16 protein-coding genes and 1 other RNA gene are annotated in these 15,051 nt (G+C 54.8%); 6 read left to right on the top strand and 11 right to left on the bottom strand.

The genetic code is table 11. The features are described 5' to 3' along the window. Positions 1–33: 33 nt before the first annotated feature. On the top strand, positions 34–720 hold the full coding sequence (locus ACFPM8_RS10545; protein ID WP_378997499.1) for a heavy metal response regulator transcription factor: 687 nt from the start codon (positions 34–36) through the stop codon (positions 718–720). Then, entirely contained in the window at positions 717–2,153 is a 1,437-nt protein-coding gene (locus ACFPM8_RS10540) for a heavy metal sensor histidine kinase (RefSeq protein WP_378997498.1), read from the top strand. Before ACFPM8_RS10545 ends, ACFPM8_RS10540 begins: the two co-directional genes overlap by 4 nt. A gap of 4 nt (positions 2,154–2,157) precedes the next feature. Here ACFPM8_RS10540 and ffs read toward each other — a convergent pair. Next, positions 2,158–2,256: signal recognition particle sRNA small type (gene ffs / locus ACFPM8_RS10535), an RNA gene on the bottom strand. A gap of 79 nt (positions 2,257–2,335) precedes the next feature. Beyond that, positions 2,336–3,820 carry a 4-hydroxy-3-polyprenylbenzoate decarboxylase gene (gene ubiD, locus ACFPM8_RS10530; protein ID WP_378997497.1) on the bottom strand — a complete coding sequence of 495 codons (1,485 nt, stop codon included), beginning with the start codon at positions 3,818–3,820 and terminating at the stop codon, positions 2,336–2,338. A 490-nt stretch (positions 3,821–4,310) separates the two neighbouring features. On the opposite strand from ubiD, the gene ACFPM8_RS10525 reads away from it, so the two are divergent. After that, complete coding sequence (locus tag ACFPM8_RS10525) at positions 4,311–5,240, top strand: transglycosylase SLT domain-containing protein (protein ID WP_378997496.1); 930 nt, start codon at positions 4,311–4,313, stop codon at positions 5,238–5,240. Here ACFPM8_RS10525 and ACFPM8_RS10520 read toward each other — a convergent pair. The 7 genes from ACFPM8_RS10520 to ACFPM8_RS10490 form a co-directional block, all read right to left on the bottom strand. After that, positions 5,237–5,533, bottom strand: coding sequence for a hypothetical protein (locus ACFPM8_RS10520; protein ID WP_378997495.1), 297 nt, complete (start codon positions 5,531–5,533; stop codon positions 5,237–5,239). The two genes, ACFPM8_RS10525 and ACFPM8_RS10520, sit on opposite strands and share 4 nt — an antisense overlap. 241 nt (positions 5,534–5,774) lie before the next feature. Then, on the bottom strand, positions 5,775–6,500 hold the full coding sequence (locus ACFPM8_RS10515) for an ABC transporter ATP-binding protein (RefSeq protein WP_378997494.1): 726 nt from the start codon (positions 6,498–6,500) through the stop codon (positions 5,775–5,777). Next, the gene (locus tag ACFPM8_RS10510) at positions 6,500–7,270 is read right to left on the bottom strand and encodes an ABC transporter ATP-binding protein (protein ID WP_378997493.1); all 771 of its coding nucleotides are present in this window, start codon (positions 7,268–7,270) and stop codon (positions 6,500–6,502) included. Before ACFPM8_RS10510 ends, ACFPM8_RS10515 begins: the two co-directional genes overlap by 1 nt. Positions 7,271–7,279: 9 nt before the next feature. Beyond that, complete coding sequence (locus ACFPM8_RS10505) at positions 7,280–8,494, bottom strand: ABC transporter permease subunit (RefSeq protein ID WP_378997492.1); 1,215 nt, start codon at positions 8,492–8,494, stop codon at positions 7,280–7,282. Positions 8,495–8,510: 16 nt separating this feature from the next. After that, positions 8,511–9,440, bottom strand: a complete 930-nt coding sequence (locus ACFPM8_RS10500; protein ID WP_378997491.1) for a branched-chain amino acid ABC transporter permease — start codon at positions 9,438–9,440, stop codon at positions 8,511–8,513. A 668-nt stretch (positions 9,441–10,108) separates the two neighbouring features. Next, positions 10,109–11,041, bottom strand: a complete 933-nt coding sequence (gene ispH / locus ACFPM8_RS10495; protein WP_378997490.1) for a 4-hydroxy-3-methylbut-2-enyl diphosphate reductase — start codon at positions 11,039–11,041, stop codon at positions 10,109–10,111. A gap of 16 nt (positions 11,042–11,057) precedes the next feature. Then, entirely contained in the window at positions 11,058–11,513 is a 456-nt protein-coding gene (locus tag ACFPM8_RS10490) for an FKBP-type peptidyl-prolyl cis-trans isomerase (RefSeq protein ID WP_378997489.1), read from the bottom strand. Positions 11,514–11,630: 117 nt separating this feature from the next. On the opposite strand from ACFPM8_RS10490, the gene radC reads away from it, so the two are divergent. From radC to rpmG, 3 genes are all read left to right on the top strand, one after another. Beyond that, entirely contained in the window at positions 11,631–12,305 is a 675-nt protein-coding gene (gene radC, locus ACFPM8_RS10485) for a RadC family protein (protein ID WP_378997488.1), read from the top strand. A gap of 135 nt (positions 12,306–12,440) precedes the next feature. Then, entirely contained in the window at positions 12,441–12,677 is a 237-nt protein-coding gene (rpmB, locus tag ACFPM8_RS10480; RefSeq protein WP_014005219.1) for a 50S ribosomal protein L28, read from the top strand. A 24-nt stretch (positions 12,678–12,701) separates the two neighbouring features. Continuing rightward, a complete protein-coding gene (gene rpmG / locus ACFPM8_RS10475; protein ID WP_014005218.1) occupies positions 12,702–12,869 on the top strand; it encodes a 50S ribosomal protein L33 in 168 nt (55 codons plus the stop codon). Between the two features lie 72 nt (positions 12,870–12,941). Here the strand turns inward: rpmG and ACFPM8_RS10470 are convergent, their stop codons facing one another. Both ACFPM8_RS10470 and ACFPM8_RS10465 read right to left on the bottom strand, forming a co-directional pair. Continuing rightward, entirely contained in the window at positions 12,942–13,526 is a 585-nt protein-coding gene (locus ACFPM8_RS10470) for a LysE family translocator (RefSeq protein WP_378997706.1), read from the bottom strand. A gap of 245 nt (positions 13,527–13,771) precedes the next feature. After that, entirely contained in the window at positions 13,772–14,980 is a 1,209-nt protein-coding gene (locus ACFPM8_RS10465; protein WP_378997487.1) for a DesA family fatty acid desaturase, read from the bottom strand. Positions 14,981–15,051: the final 71 nt, after the last annotated feature.

The raw sequence follows: 15,051 nt of genomic DNA, 5'->3' as shown, positions 1-15,051 counted from the left end.
CGAGCCTTAAGTCAAACCCGGAGCCCTCCCCCAATGAAAATCCTGATTGTCGAAGATGAGTTGAAGACTGCCGACTATCTGCACAAGGGACTGACTGAGCAGGGTTGCGCGGTGGATGTCGCGCATAACGGCATCGACGGTCAGCACCTGGCATTGCAGCACGATTACGACGTCATCGTGCTGGATGTGATGCTGCCCGGACTGGATGGGTTTTCGGTATTGCATGCGCTGCGCGCCATCAAACAAACGCCGGTCATCATGCTGACCGCGCGCGACCGGGTCGAAGACCGGATCAAGGGCTTGCAGGGCGGCGCCGACGATTACCTGGTCAAACCGTTTTCCTTCCTCGAACTGCTGGCCCGGCTGCAAGCGCTGACGCGGCGCGGCCGCGCACTGGAACCGGCGCAATTGCGCATCGGCGATTTGCAGATTGATTTGATCAGCCGCAAAGCCTATCGCGGCGGTACCCGGATCGACCTGACCGCCAAAGAGTTTTCCTTGCTGGCGGTATTGGCCCGGCGGCAAGGCGAAATCCTGTCGAAAACCGCGATCGCCGAGCTGGTCTGGGATATGAATTTCGACAGCAACACGAACGTTGTCGAGGTCGCCATCAAGCGCTTGCGCGCCAAGATAGACGCGCCGTTCAGCCCCAAGCTGCTGCACACCATCCGCGGCATGGGCTATGTGCTGGAACCGCGCAACATAGAAAGCGCTGAATGAAACGTTCAATCACAGTCCGCCTGGTCGCGATGTTTGCCGTGGCTGCGCTGGTGATTTTTTCGCTGATCGGCGCGGCCTTGTACGGCGTGCTGAAACGCGAGCTGGCGCGTCATCAGCAGGATGAATTGACGACCCGCATACAAGACATGCAATACATGATCGGGCGTGCCGGCGACACCGAGCGCTGGTCGCATGTGCAAGCCAAACTGGATACGCTGACACCGGCGGACGGCAGCGTCCGCTACTGGATCTTGAGCGACGATCCGCGCTTTCAATACGGCAAAGACCTGGCCGACATAGACCGGATCGAGCGTAATCCGAACGGTATCGGGACCATGGTGCTGCGCCATCGCGAATATCCGCTGCACACCTTGAGCAAAACCATTGCCCCCTATCTGGCGCGGCCGCCGATCCGATTGATCGTGGCAGTCGATGCGGCGCCTTACATACATACCATGCGGGCCTTCGTGATTGCGCTGGTCAGCCTGTCGCTCAGCGGCGTGCTGCTGGTCATGCTGCTGGGCTACTGGATCGCCCGGGTCGGCCTGCGGCCGCTGAAACAATTGTCGAACGAGGCGCAGGCGATCGGCCCGCGCACCCTATCGCAGCGACTGCACATTTCGCCGCTGCCGGCCGAATTGTCGGACCTGACGGTCGCCTTCAACGGCGCGCTGGAACGGATGGAGGGCGCCTACCATCAGCTTGAAGCTTTCAATGCCGATGTCGCCCATGAACTGCGGACGCCGCTGGCCAACCTGATCGGCGCCACCCAGGTGGCCTTGTCGCGCCAACGCAGCGCAGCGCAATTCGAAGAGGTGCTGCAGTCGAACCTGGAGGAGCTGGAGCGTTTGCGCTCTATCATCAATGACATGCTGTTCCTGGCGCGCGCCGATCAGGGCGAACCGGCAACCAGCCTCACCCGCACCGCGATCGCGCAGGAAATCGACAAGACCATCGAGTTTTTTGAATTCGTGCTGGATGACGCCAAAATGACGGTCAGGATAGGCGGCGATGTCGCGGCCGAAGCCTCGATCGAGACCGCACTGTTCCGGCGCGCGATGAGCAATCTGCTGCACAATGCGATTCAGCACTCGCATGCCGGCGCCGAGATTCTGGTCAATATCACGCAGCAGCCGAATCTGATCCGGGTGGCGGTATCCAACCCCGGCCAGGCGATTGCCGCACACCATTTGCAGCGCTTGTTCGATCGCTTTTACCGGGTCGATCCCGCACGCAACGATCAACATCAAGACCAGAACCAATATCACGGCCACGGCCTCGGTCTGGCGATCGTCAAGGCGATTGCCAACATGCATGGCGGCAGCGTGTTTGCCGATAGCGCTGATGGCGTGACGACGATAGGCTTTTGCATCCCGCTCGCGCAAGCAGGCGCCGGGGGCAATAAACAATGGGGGAATGAAACGGAGAACTGAGGAAAGAGGCGAGCCTTGTCTGCGGCACTTGCAGGAAATGGCTGTGGCTGCTTCGTTCCCGACCTGACCAGGTTGACCATGCCACAATGCGCAGGGGCCCGCCGGGGTGCATTGTACATCAACATGAAATGACTGCCAGCGCTTTTTGTGCCTAGGCAGTCATTTCTTTGCATGTTTCGCTATTACAAACCCAATTCCTGCCAGATTTGATCGACCCTGGCCTTGACCTCATCCGTCATGCTGATCGTGCGGCCCCATTCGCGGCTGGTTTCACCAGTCCATTTGTTGGTGGCATCAATCCCCATTTTGCTGCCGAGACCACTGACCGGCGAGGCAAAATCGAGATAATCAATCGGCGTGTGATCGACCAGCGTGGTATCGCGGATCGGATCGACGCGGGTGGTAATCGCCCAAATGACTTCGTTCCAGTCGCGGATATTGACATCTTCATCGACCACCACGATGAACTTGGTATACATGAATTGACGCAAAAAGCTCCAGACGCCAAACATCACCCGCTTGGCATGGCCTGGATAAGCTTTCTTCATCTGGACCACCGCCATCCGGTAACTGCACCCTTCCGGCGGCAAGTAGAAATCGGTGATCTCGGAAAACTGCTTCTGCAATAGCGGAATAAATACCTCGTTCAGCGCCACCCCCAGCACCGCAGGCTCATCCGGCGGTTTGCCGGTGTAGGTGGAGTGGTAAATCGGCGAACGCCGCATCGTGATGCGGTCGATGGTAAACACCGGAAACCAGTCTTGCTCGTTGTAATAGCCGGTGTGATCGCCGAACGGCCCTTCCAGCGCCATTTCGTAGCCGGACGGGTGTGATGGGTCGGGATTGATGTGGCCTTCCAATACGATTTCGGCCGAGGCCGGCACCCGCAGTTCGCTGCCGATGGCTTTGACCAACTCGGTCCGGCTGCCGCGCAGCAGTCCGGCGAACTGATATTCGGACAAGCTATCCGGCACCGGCGTTACCGCACCTAATATAGTAGCCGGGTCGGCGCCCAGCGCGACCGCCACTGGATACGGCTTGCCGCCGGTGGCCAGCGCGTGCTCGCGAAAATCGAGCGCACCGCCGCGATGCGCCAGCCAGCGCATGATCACCTTGTTACGCGCAATCACCTGCTGCCGGTAAATGCCGAGATTCTGCCGCTTCTTATGCGGCCCTTTGGTAATCACCAAGCCCCAGGTAATCAACGGCGCGATGTCGCCCGGCCAGCAGTGCTGAATCGGCAGTTTCGCCAGGTCGACATCGTTACCCTCCCACACGATGTCATGGCAGGCGGCCGAACGATGCTCTTTCGGCGCCATGTCCCACAACGATTTGACCAAGGTGCCAAGCCCGAGGATGTCCTTAAAACCCTTGGGCGGCTCCGGCTCTTTCAGCATTGCCAGCACATGGCCGATGCGCCGCAATTCGCTCACATCATCGGTCCCCATGCCAAGCGCCACACGGCGCGGCGTGCCGAATAAATTGCCCAATACAGGTATCGTATGGCCGGTCGGCTGCTCGAATAGAAGCGCGGGTCCGGCCGCACGCAAGGTGCGGTCACAGACTTCTGTCATCTCCAAATAGGGTGAAATCGGCGTCGAAACCCGTTTCAGCTCCCCCATTTGTTCCAATTTGACAATAAAATCCCGCAAATCTGAATATTTCATGTTTTTTAGATTGTTTTTGAATGTGAAGCCCAGGATTCAGGCATTTGAGCCAAGCGCTTGATTTTATTGACTTTTGCTGCAATCGACAGGCATTCATTAGATACAAAAGTAATAGCTTTTTTATTTTATAGTATTGACTCGATATAAACAGCCCCCTACAATGCGCCCAGCTTGATGAAGCCGCATCGCCAGAAAAGCGATTTTAATTCGGTTCTCAATACTCACGGGATCGGGGTCCCATATGACATTTTAAGGAGTGTTTTTCAAAAGGCGTCAGCCTTCTCCCCCGAACAAGTTGTTTGCATTGGCACAGCGCTCTCACTCTACTGCAGCCTGTCACCGCCACTCAATTGCAAACAACAACGACGTTTCGGCGCTACGCAAGCATGCGACGCCCAGGCGATATTGATTACGATGCACGCAGAATTCAGTTTTTTGCCCTTGCTAGTTTTAAGGGGCCTGAATGCATCGCGACGATTCAGGAGGTTTAATGTTAGCAAGATCTATCAAGGCTCTACCAGGCGGGACAACGTTCGCCTATTCAAAACAATTCAAAGCCCATTCAGCAAACTGGGCATCGGTCACCGGCAATTCCATCAGCGGCTTCATCGCCGCCACCCGCATCACCGTATTGCTGACCGCCCTGCTCGCGATCGCCACGGTTGCAGCCGTGTTGCTCAAGCCGAGTGTAGTCGATCAGTTGAAGACAACGTCGCTGTTCGCCAGCACCCAGAATGTCACTCCGGCGGTCAACAGCCAGCCGGACTTGCAAGCTCAAAAGCAGGTCAATCCGACCAGCGCTGCCGACACCACCCGTCCTGCGCAACTGGTCGCGTTATCCGACAAAGTGATCAAGCCGGTCGACAACTCGCGCCAGCAACAATGGGTGACGAGCTGGCTATCCAAGCGCTACCGCGTAGCCGGCGATGCCACCAACGTGTTTGTCAGCACTGCATACAAGACGGCACGGGAAACCAAGCTCGATCCGCTGCTGATCCTGGCCGTAATGGCAATCGAATCGGGTCTGAATCCGTTTGCTGAAAGCCCGGTCGGCGCTCAAGGCCTGATGCAGGTCATGTCGAAGGTACATGAAGAGAAGTTCGAAAATCTGGGCGGCATCAAGGCTGCACTGACCCCGGCCGCCAATATCAAGGTGGGCTCGATGATCCTGAAGGATTACGTGACCCAGGGCGGTTCGGTTGAAGCCGGCCTGAAACGCTATGTCGGCGCCGCTGCTTTTGCCAACGACGGCGGCTACGGCTCCAAGGTACTGGCCGAATATCGACGCCTGCAAGAGGTTGCGACCGGCAAGAAAGTGCCGCTGGCCGGCAACATCACGACGCCAATGGCAACTCCAAAGTCACGTCCATTACAGGCGGCATCGCCGGCCGATGCCAACCGGGCACCGGCCGAGGCTTAAGCAAGACGTTGTACAAAGCTATTACTGGTCACGCTGCACTGTTTGAACAGCATTAACCGCGCATTACCAGCAATAAAAAAGGAGCCAATGGCTCCTTTTTTATTGCTTGTCTCAGAAAACTCCAGGACACCTCGAAAAACCGTAGCGAGCGGCCCAAGATCGGGGCGACGAAGTTGCAACACCTGCAGCCGTACGGAGCGGGCGAGCATCACAGGCCCGGGATTGGCGGGCTTGCCAAACCCTGCGGTAGGTTTTTCGAGGCGCCCTCCAATACGGTCGTGCGTATTATTCACCTGGATAAGCTGCCTTAGCCTTCGGATCGTCAAGCATTTCCTCGATATGACCGTATATCGTTAGCAAGCCAGAACCCGTCATATAGCCGCGACGGCAGTCAAGCGCAACACCAGGCGATTGTCTGTCTACGCACCTTGCAGACTGGTTGATCAATATAAGACAAACGACTAGCCAACAAAAAAGGAGCCATCGGCTCCTTTTTTGTTGGTGGGCTCGGAACAGCCCACCCCGTCGTTCTGGTTATTCACCCAGATAAGCCGCCTTGACCTTCGGATCGTCCAGCATCTCCTTGGCATGACCGCTCATCGTCACCAGGCCGGAATCCATCACGTAGGCCCGATGCGCCGCTTGCAGCGCCAGTTTGGCGTTCTGCTCGACCAGCAGGATCGTGATGCCTTGTGCCGAGACGTTGCGGATGACCTCAAAGATCTTTTCGACCATGATCGGCGACAGCCCCATCGACGGCTCATCCAGCAACAGCAGCTTTGGATGACTCATCAATGCCCGCGCCATTGCCAGCATCTGCTGCTCACCGCCGGACAAGGTGCCGGCCATTTGCGCAGCACGCTCTTTCAGGCGCGGGAAAACGCCAAACCATTTGTCGACGTCAGCCGCAATGCCAGCCTTGTCGTCCCGCGTGTAAGCTCCCATCAACAGGTTTTCAAGGATGCTCATGCGCGTGAACACGCCGCGCCCTTCCGGTACCATGGCCAGCTTTTGCTTGACCAGATTGAATGAATTGATGCCCTTGGTCGCCTTCCCCAAGTAATGCATTTCGCCATCGACCCGGCATTGCGGCAGGGTGCCGGTGATTGCTTTCAGAGTCGTGGTTTTGCCGGCGCCGTTGGCGCCAATCAGCGTTACCAGCTCGCCTTCGTTGACTTCCAGACTGACGCCCTTGACCGCCTGGATGCCGCCGTATGCAACCTTGAGGTTGCTGACACGCAGAATATTATTGGTTGCCATTAGTGACCACCTCCCAGGTAGGCTTCGATCACAGCTGTATTTTTCTGGATTTCAGCCGGCAGTCCTTCTGCAATCGGCTTGCCGTAATCCAGTACCGTCAAGCGGTCGCACAAGCCCATCATCAATTTGACATCATGTTCGATCAACAAAATGGTTTTTCCTTCATTCTTGATTTTGACCAGCAACTCGCGCAGGGCCAATTTTTCAGTCGCGTTCATGCCGGCGGCAGGCTCATCCAGTGCCAGCAGTTGCGGCTCGGTAGCCAGCGCTCGCGCAATTTCCAGACGGCGTTGATCGCCGTAGGACAAATGGCGCGCAGTGCGCTCGCCAAAGCGGCCGATGCCGACGAAATCGAGCAGTTCCTGTGAACGCTTGCGAATCGCAGCCTCTTCGTCGCGCGCCTTCTTGTGCCGGAACACCGCGCCGAACACGCCCTGCTCGGTACGCACATGGCAGCCGACCATGACGTTTTCCAGTACCGTCATCTCGCCAAACAGGCGGATGTTCTGGAAAGTACGCGCGATACCGGCTTTTGCCACTTCATGCGGGGCCGAAGGCGAATACGGTTTGCCTGCCAACTCAAAGGAGCCGGTATCGGCTTGATAGAGGCCGGTGAGGACGTTAAAGAAAGTCGTCTTGCCGGCGCCGTTCGGTCCGATCAGGCCATAAATCTGGCCTTTAAGAATCTTGATGTTGACTTCGGACAATGCCTGCAAGCCGCCAAATCGTTTATTGACGCCGGAGATATTTAGAATAGTTTGTGCGCTCATGAGATCTCCTTAAGCCGGTACCACGCCCGTTGCCGGGGTTGGTTTATCCATATCGGCATCGGGCCGATCCTCGTGTTTCGGTGCAGGCCACAGGCCGGATGGGCGGGTCAGCATGATGACGACCATGGCCAGACCGTACAGCAACTGGCGCAGCACTTCGGCGTCAATCAGGATTTTCCCGAAAATTGCCATCTGAATCGGTTCCACCGTGTGCCGCAACACTTCCGGCAATGCGGCCAGCAATATGCCGCCGAGCACGACGCCTGGAATATGTCCCATCCCGCCCAGCACCACCATCGCCAGCACCGCAATCGACTCGGTCAGCGAGAACGACTCCGGCGACACAAAGCCCTGGAACGACGCAAACATGGCGCCGGCCACGCCGCCGAACGAGGCGCCCATGGTGAAAGCCAGCAATTTCATGTTACGGGTATTGATCCCCATCGCCTTGGCGGCAATTTCATCTTCCCGGATCGCAACCCAGGCGCGACCAAGCCGCGAATGCTGCAAGCGTACCGAAATGAAAATGATCGCAATGCACAGCACCAGGAACAGGAAGTAATAGGCATTCACGGATGGCATGCCATAACCGCCCAGATAAACCGTTGCATTGGAGCCGCGCTCGCCAGCCAGCGAGACGCCGAAGATACGAATCGGATCAATCAAATTGATCCCCTGCGGACCATTGGTGATATTCACTGGAGCGTTCAGGTTATTCATGAAGATCCGGATGATTTCGCCAAAGCCGAGCGTCACGATGGCCAGGTAGTCGCCGCGTAGCTTCAGCGTCGGCGCTCCCAGGATTGCGCCAAACATCCCTGCCAGCGCCGCTCCCAGCGGCACGATCACCCACAGCGACAGATGAATGCCGTTCTGGACAATTTGCGGTCCGCACACCGTCACCAGGAACTGGCCGACGGCGGGATAGGTATTGACGAAGGACTCCAGTACCGACGCGAACTGCGGCGATGCCAGCAGACCGGTCATGTAGGCGCCGATTGCGTAGAACGCGATGTAACCAAGATCGAGCAGACCGGCAAAACCGACCACGATGTTAAGACCCAGCGCCAGCATGATGTACAACAACGCAAAGTCTATGATGCGGACCCAGGAATTGCCGTAATTGGCGGCAACAAACGGGAAGACCACCAGCAAAATGCCGAGGGCAGCCAGGCTGGTGTAAGCCTTGACCGGGTTCTTTTTAGTATCGAAATAATGAGCCATGAAATTTCCTCTGCGATTAAGCGCGATCGGCGACGCGTTCGCCCATGATGCCGGACGGCCGTAGCGTCAGTACGATGATCAGTACGATGAATGCGAAAATATCCTGATAATTACTGCCGAGGAAATTACCGGTGAAATCGCCGATGTAACCGGCGCCGAGACTTTCGATCAGGCCGAGCAGAATGCCGCCCAGCATGGCGCCGTAAATATTGCCGATTCCGCCCAATACCGCTGCAGAGAACGCTTTCAAGCCAGGCACGAACCCCATGGCGAATTGTGCGGACGAATAATTTGCACCCCACATCACTCCAGCCACTGCGGCCAGCGCGGCGCCGATGGCAAAGGTCATCACGATGACGCGATTGGAATCGACGCCCATCAGGCCTGCGACCCGTGGATTTTCTGCTGTGGCACGCATGGCGCGTCCCATTTTGGTTTTCTCAACCAGCAGAACCAGTCCAACCATCGACAATGTTGCCAATACCAGCAGCATGACCTGGGTCGGCGAAATCAATGCGCCCAACACATGGATAGGATCGGACGGCATGACTTGCGGCACCGGCAGCGGGCTGCGGCCCCAGATCATCATCGCAAAAGTCTGCAGCAGGATCGAAACGCCGATCGCTGTGATCAACGGTGCCAGTCGCGGCGCAGTGCGCAGCGGACGGTAGGCGACCCGTTCAATGATCAGGCTGACGATGACGCAGACCGGAATCGCGCCGACGATCGCAATGATCAATTTGACGATGCCGGGCAAATCCGGGGCGTAGTTTTGCACCAGTTTGAGGATCGACAAACCAACCATCGCGCCGATCATCAGGATGTCGCCGTGCGCAAAGTTAATAAGATTTAAGACGCCGTACACCATCGTGTAGCCGAGGGCGATCAACGCATACATGCTTCCCAGCACCAAGCCGTTGATAACTTGTTGGATAAAGATATCCATAATTTCCTTGTTCTATCTGTAGTTCGGTTCAAATCGGTCAGAACACTACTGCGACCATGTCAAAGGCAACACAGCAAAATCATTCCCGATACAAAAACGGCACGCAGGATAAAAATCCTAGTGCCGTTGAGGGACATCCGTCCATTTAACTGGAAAGATAATTTGGCATTGCGAGAATGGCCGGAATCAGAGGGGTGAGATGGGTATACATTTTTTTGTCTCCTATACGTTTTTATAAAAACGTTTTTTATCTTTAATAAGTTTTGTCTCAGGGGCAGCGCAGCATGATTGTGTAAATTATAGTCAGCGTTGACCGAAAAATAACCCCCAGCAGCTTGTAATACTACCCTGCTGATCCCGATTCGCACAGACCTTTGAGATCAAACAGCGGCGTCGCAATGATAGCGAGGAAAACAAAAAACTATCGCTGGAAAAGATGAGATTCTTCTGAATTTAATTTCGCTTTGAAATGCAGCAAAAGAGCTGGTTCGACAGGGCGAATCGACAGTTGTTTGACAGACCGGCAACTTAGCCGGAATGATTTCATTCAGGCAACTTAATATGCGGGGGGATAGTTCAGGACAAAAATTTCATTTGCCCAACTTTTGTCTATCGGATGACAAGAACATTCCTAATCCCCCACCGATTTTCTGAAGCAGCCCTCGTGGTCAGGCGCGCGCCAAACCTTTCGGCATCGGGAACGTGACATGCTCTTCGACGCCGTCCAGCGTGCTCACGCTTTTCGCACCGCATTCCTTGAGACGATCGATGACTGCCTGCACCAATACCTCCGGCGCCGATGCGCCGGCAGTGACGCCGATGCGGGACTTTCCTTCCAGCCAGGCAGCGTCAATCTGTGCTGCGTTGTCAACCATATAGGCGACTGTGCCCTTTTTCTCGGCGACCTCGCGCAAGCGATTGGAATTGGAACTATTCGGGCTGCCAACCACAATCACGATATCAACCTGTGGCGCCATGAATTTGACGGCTTGCTGACGGTTGGTGGTGGCGTAGCAGATATCGCCCTTCTTCGGTTCGGTAATCAATGGAAATTTTTGCTTCAATGCGGCAATCACATCCGCAGTGTCATCGACCGACAACGTGGTCTGCGAAACGTAAGCCAGCAATTCGGGATTAGCCACCTCCAGTTTGTCGACGTCAGCCACGGTCTCGACCAGATGCATGCCGCTTTCCGCCTGCCCCATCGTGCCTTCCACTTCGGGATGACCGTCGTGGCCGATCATGACGATTTCGCGCCCTTCGCGGCGCATCTTGGCGACCTCCATATGCACTTTGGTGACCAGCGGGCAAGTGGCGTCGAAGACTGTCAAGCCACGTGCTTCCGCCTCTGCCTGCACCGCCTTGGAGACGCCATGCGCCGAAAAAACAACCGTATTCCCGGCCGGCACATCCGCCAGTTCCTCGATAAAGATTGCTCCTTTATTGCGTAGGTCGGCGACCACGTAGGCATTGTGCACAATCTCGTGACGCACATAAATCGGCGCCCCGAATTGTTGCAGTGCGCGCTCGACAATTTCGATCGCGCGATCAACACCGGCGCAGAAACCACGGGGTTGCGCCAATAGAATTTCTTTGCCCATATTCAGATCCCTCAACTTACAAAATGCCGATAATCTTTACTTCGAATTTGACCGATTGGCCAGCCAGCGGATGATTGAAATCAAACACAGCGCCCTGCTCGTCAATCTCACGCAGCACACCGGCAAACTGACCGCCGCCAGGCGCCGCGAACTCGACCAGATCACCTACACGATATTCCTCGCCCAACTGGGAATTCTGTTTCAGCGTAGCGCGCGAAACGCGCTGAATCAATTCGGGATTGCGCGGCCCAAAGGCTTGTTCCGGCGGCAGGTCAAAGGTTTTATGCGTACCTTCCTCCAAACCAAGCAGGCAGTGTTCCAGGAATGGCGCCAGCTGCCCCATGCCGAACTGCAGTGTAGCCGGCGACTCCTTGAAGGTGCTGACAATATCCTCTCCATCCTGCGAAGCAAGACGATAGTGCAAGGTCAAATAGGATGCTTCGGTAACTATTGGGACAGATGAATTAGGCATAAATACTATTAAGAAAAAATCAAGTGTTCGTCGAAAGCTGCTATTGTATGTCACCTTCAAGCAGATGACCTGGATAACGACACTCTCAACCCGACGTTCCTACCCTCACACCAAACCATGGCAATCAAAGACTGGCCAGCCGATCAACGGCCGCGCGAACGCTTGATCAAACACGGCCCACGGGCACTTTCCGATGCAGAGTTGCTAGCCGTCTTTCTGCGGTCCGGCGTAGCGGGTAAGAGCGCAGTCGATCTGGGGCGCGATATGACGACGCATTTCGGCTCGCTGAATCGTCTGTTCGCGGCTTCGCTCAGCGACTTTTCCGTCATCAGCGGTCTCGGTCCAGCCAAGTTTACCCAACTACAAGCGGTACTGGAGCTGGCCCGACGCTCATTGATAGAAGAGTTGCAAACCAGCGCTACTTTCAATTCGCCTATGGCAGTCAAACAGTATCTGCAGTTATTACTGTGCAACCTGCCTTATGAATCGTTCGTGCTGCTCTTCCTGGATGTCAAAAATCGACTCATTGCGGTCGATGAACTATTCCGCGGCACGCTGACCCGCACCAGTGTCTATCCGCGCGAAGTGGTCAAGGCGGCACTGGCGCACAATGCCGCCAGCGTGATGCTGGCGCACAACCACCCATCCGGATCACCCGACCCAAGCGCCGCCGACCGCAGTCTGACGCAAACACTAAAACAGACACTGGCATTGATCGATGTGCGCGTGCTCGATCATTTCATTGTGGCCGGCACCCAGTTTTACTCATTTGCCGAGCATGGACAGCTATGAAATACTTGCACCGTCAAATTGTTAAATCTTGAAAACACAAAAGACACAATTGTTTTCCGCAAGTCATTGAAAAATCTCATTTTTTTATATATACTCGCATTTTTTCCAATTTCGGAAATATTCAAGGAGTAAAACATGGCACGTGTCTGCCAAGTCACTGGGAAGGGGCCGATGGTCGGCAACAATGTTTCCCATGCAAACAACAAAACGAAACGTCGCTTTTTGCCTAACTTGCAAAATCGTCGTATTTTCGTCGAGTCTGAAAATCGCTGGGTCTCCCTGCGCCTGTCCAACGCCGGTTTGCGTGTAATCGACAAAATCGGCATTGATGCCGTGTTGACCGATTTGCGCGCTCGTGGCGAAAAAGTCTAACTAGCAGAATAAAGGGGAACCATCATGGCGAAATCAGGCCGCGACAAAATCAAGCTGGAATCGACCGCAGGTACCGGTCATTTCTACACAACGACAAAGAACAAGCGTACGACGCCGGAAAAAATGTCGATCATGAAATTTGATCCGAAGGCACGTAAGCACGTTGAGTACAAAGAGACCAAGATCAAGTAATCGATCCAGTCTTAAAAAAAGCCTCGCAAGACATCCGTCTTGCGAGGCTTTTTTTCGGCTGTACGAACCTGCTTATTTACGCGCTTGCAGCGCAATGCGAACCGCTAATCCGGCCAAAACCGTTCCCATCACCCAGCGCTGGACCAGAATCCAACTCGGTCGAACTGCAAGAAACCCTGCAATCGACCCGGCAACGAGCGCAATAATTCCATTGACCGTGATGCTGATACAAATCTGGACCAGACCCAGCCACAAGGACTGAACCAGAACGCTGCCAGCGGACGGATCGATGAACTGTGGCAGCAGCGCAAGATAGAGCAAAGCAATTTTGGGATTTAACAGATTGGTGAGAAATCCCATCAGAAATAGCTTACGGCCGCTATCGAGAGGGAGATCTTTGACTTGAAATGGTGAGCGTCCGCCCGGTTTGACTGCCTGCCAAGCAAGATATAGCAAATAAGCCGCGCCACCGAACCGGAGCACATCATAAGCAAATGGGACCGCAAATAGGAAAGCGGTAATGCCAAAAGCCGCGCAAAGCATGTAAAACAAGAATCCTGCAGCGACACCGGCAAGCGAAATGAATCCAGCCTTGCGGCCCTGGCAAATCGAGCGCGAAATCAGATAGAGCATATTCGGCCCAGGCGTAAGCGCCATCCCAAACGCGAGCAGAGCAAAGCCAATTTGCAAATGTGAACTCGACACTAAAGACCTCCTAATGTTTGCGCCACGCAATTTTACGCGCGGCTTTATGCAATGTCACCGATAGCTGGAACAGTCGCGTTTGGCATGCAGAGCAGAATATGCACGCGCCAGTAATGATTTATGCGAGCAAAAAAAAAACGGCCCAAAAAGGACCGTTCTATTGAAGCAAGTTAATGCATCGTCGCCATTAACTTGACTCAGGAATAACTGCGCAAGCGCAAGGAGAAATCCTGCAATGCCTTGATCTTGGAAGCTTCGGCACGCGCACACCAGTCTTGCAATTGATGCAGCAACTGATCCCGGGTGAAATGCGAACGCTCCCAAATCGCACCCAGCTCAACCCGCATTTCGTGCATGGTTTGCAACGCTTTGCTGTGCAAGAACAATTCCGTCAACTGCTGCTTTTGCGGGGCTTCCAGTTTAGTCGGTTCGCGTTGCAGCAATTTCTTGGATGATTTCAAAAACCCGGACTCCAGTTTAGCCATGCTTGCCAAATGCTCACGCTCTTCGCGCCAGGCAGTCTTCAGCGATTTCGCATATTTGGCCATCACGTCGTAACGGTTGACGATCACCGATTGCAATGTATCCAGATCCGGTACCGCTTTGGCGTGATTGAACTTCGGTTCCGGCGCAACTTTCTTGACCTTGGCCAGCCCGAAGGTTTCCAGAATCCGGATATACATCCAGCCGATATCAAATTCGTACCACTTCGACGACAGCTTGGCCGAAGTACCGAAAGTATGGTGGTTGTTGTGCAGCTCTTCGCCACCGATGATGATGCCGAATGGAATGATGTTGGTCGCAGCATCATTGCAATCGTAGTTGCGATAGCCCCAATAGTGACCGATGCCGTTGATGATGCCGGCGGCGGTGATTGGAATCCACAGCATTTGAACTGCCCAGACGGTCAAACCGGCGACGCCGAACAGCATCAGGTCGACGAACAGCATGGCGACAATACCCAATGCGCTGTGCTTGTCATAAACGTTCTTTTCAACCCAGTCATCAGGCGTGCCGTGACCGAATTTTTCCATGGTTTCAAGGTTCTTGGATTCAGCGCGATACAGCTCCGCACCTTCCAGCAAAACCTTTTTGATGCCGCGTGTCACCGGGCTATGCGGATCTTCTTCGGTTTCGCATTTGGCGTGATGCTTGCGGTGGATAGCAGCCCACTCCTTGGTGACCATGCCGGTGGTCAACCACAACCAGAAGCGGAAAAAGTGGCTGGGGATCGCGTGCAGCTCAAGTGCGCGATGCGCCTGGCAACGATGCAGGTAAATAGTCACTGCAGCGATAGTGATGTGCGTCACCACCAGCGTGAACACCACGATTTGCCACGGACTGGCGCCCATCAAACCATTCGATAAAAAATCCAGAATTGCATTGAACACTATTGTGTACTCCATAATTGAATTACTTAGCTGCAGTTATTTTGCAGTGCAATACGGGTAATTTGAAGGGTAGTTACCGAACAGTT

Source organism: Paraherbaspirillum soli (assembly GCF_042654985.1).
Classification (GTDB): domain Bacteria; phylum Pseudomonadota; class Gammaproteobacteria; order Burkholderiales; family Burkholderiaceae_D; genus Paraherbaspirillum; species Paraherbaspirillum soli.
The sequence above is the reverse complement of the archived record's forward strand: the minus strand, read 5'-3'. Positions and strand labels throughout refer to the sequence as shown.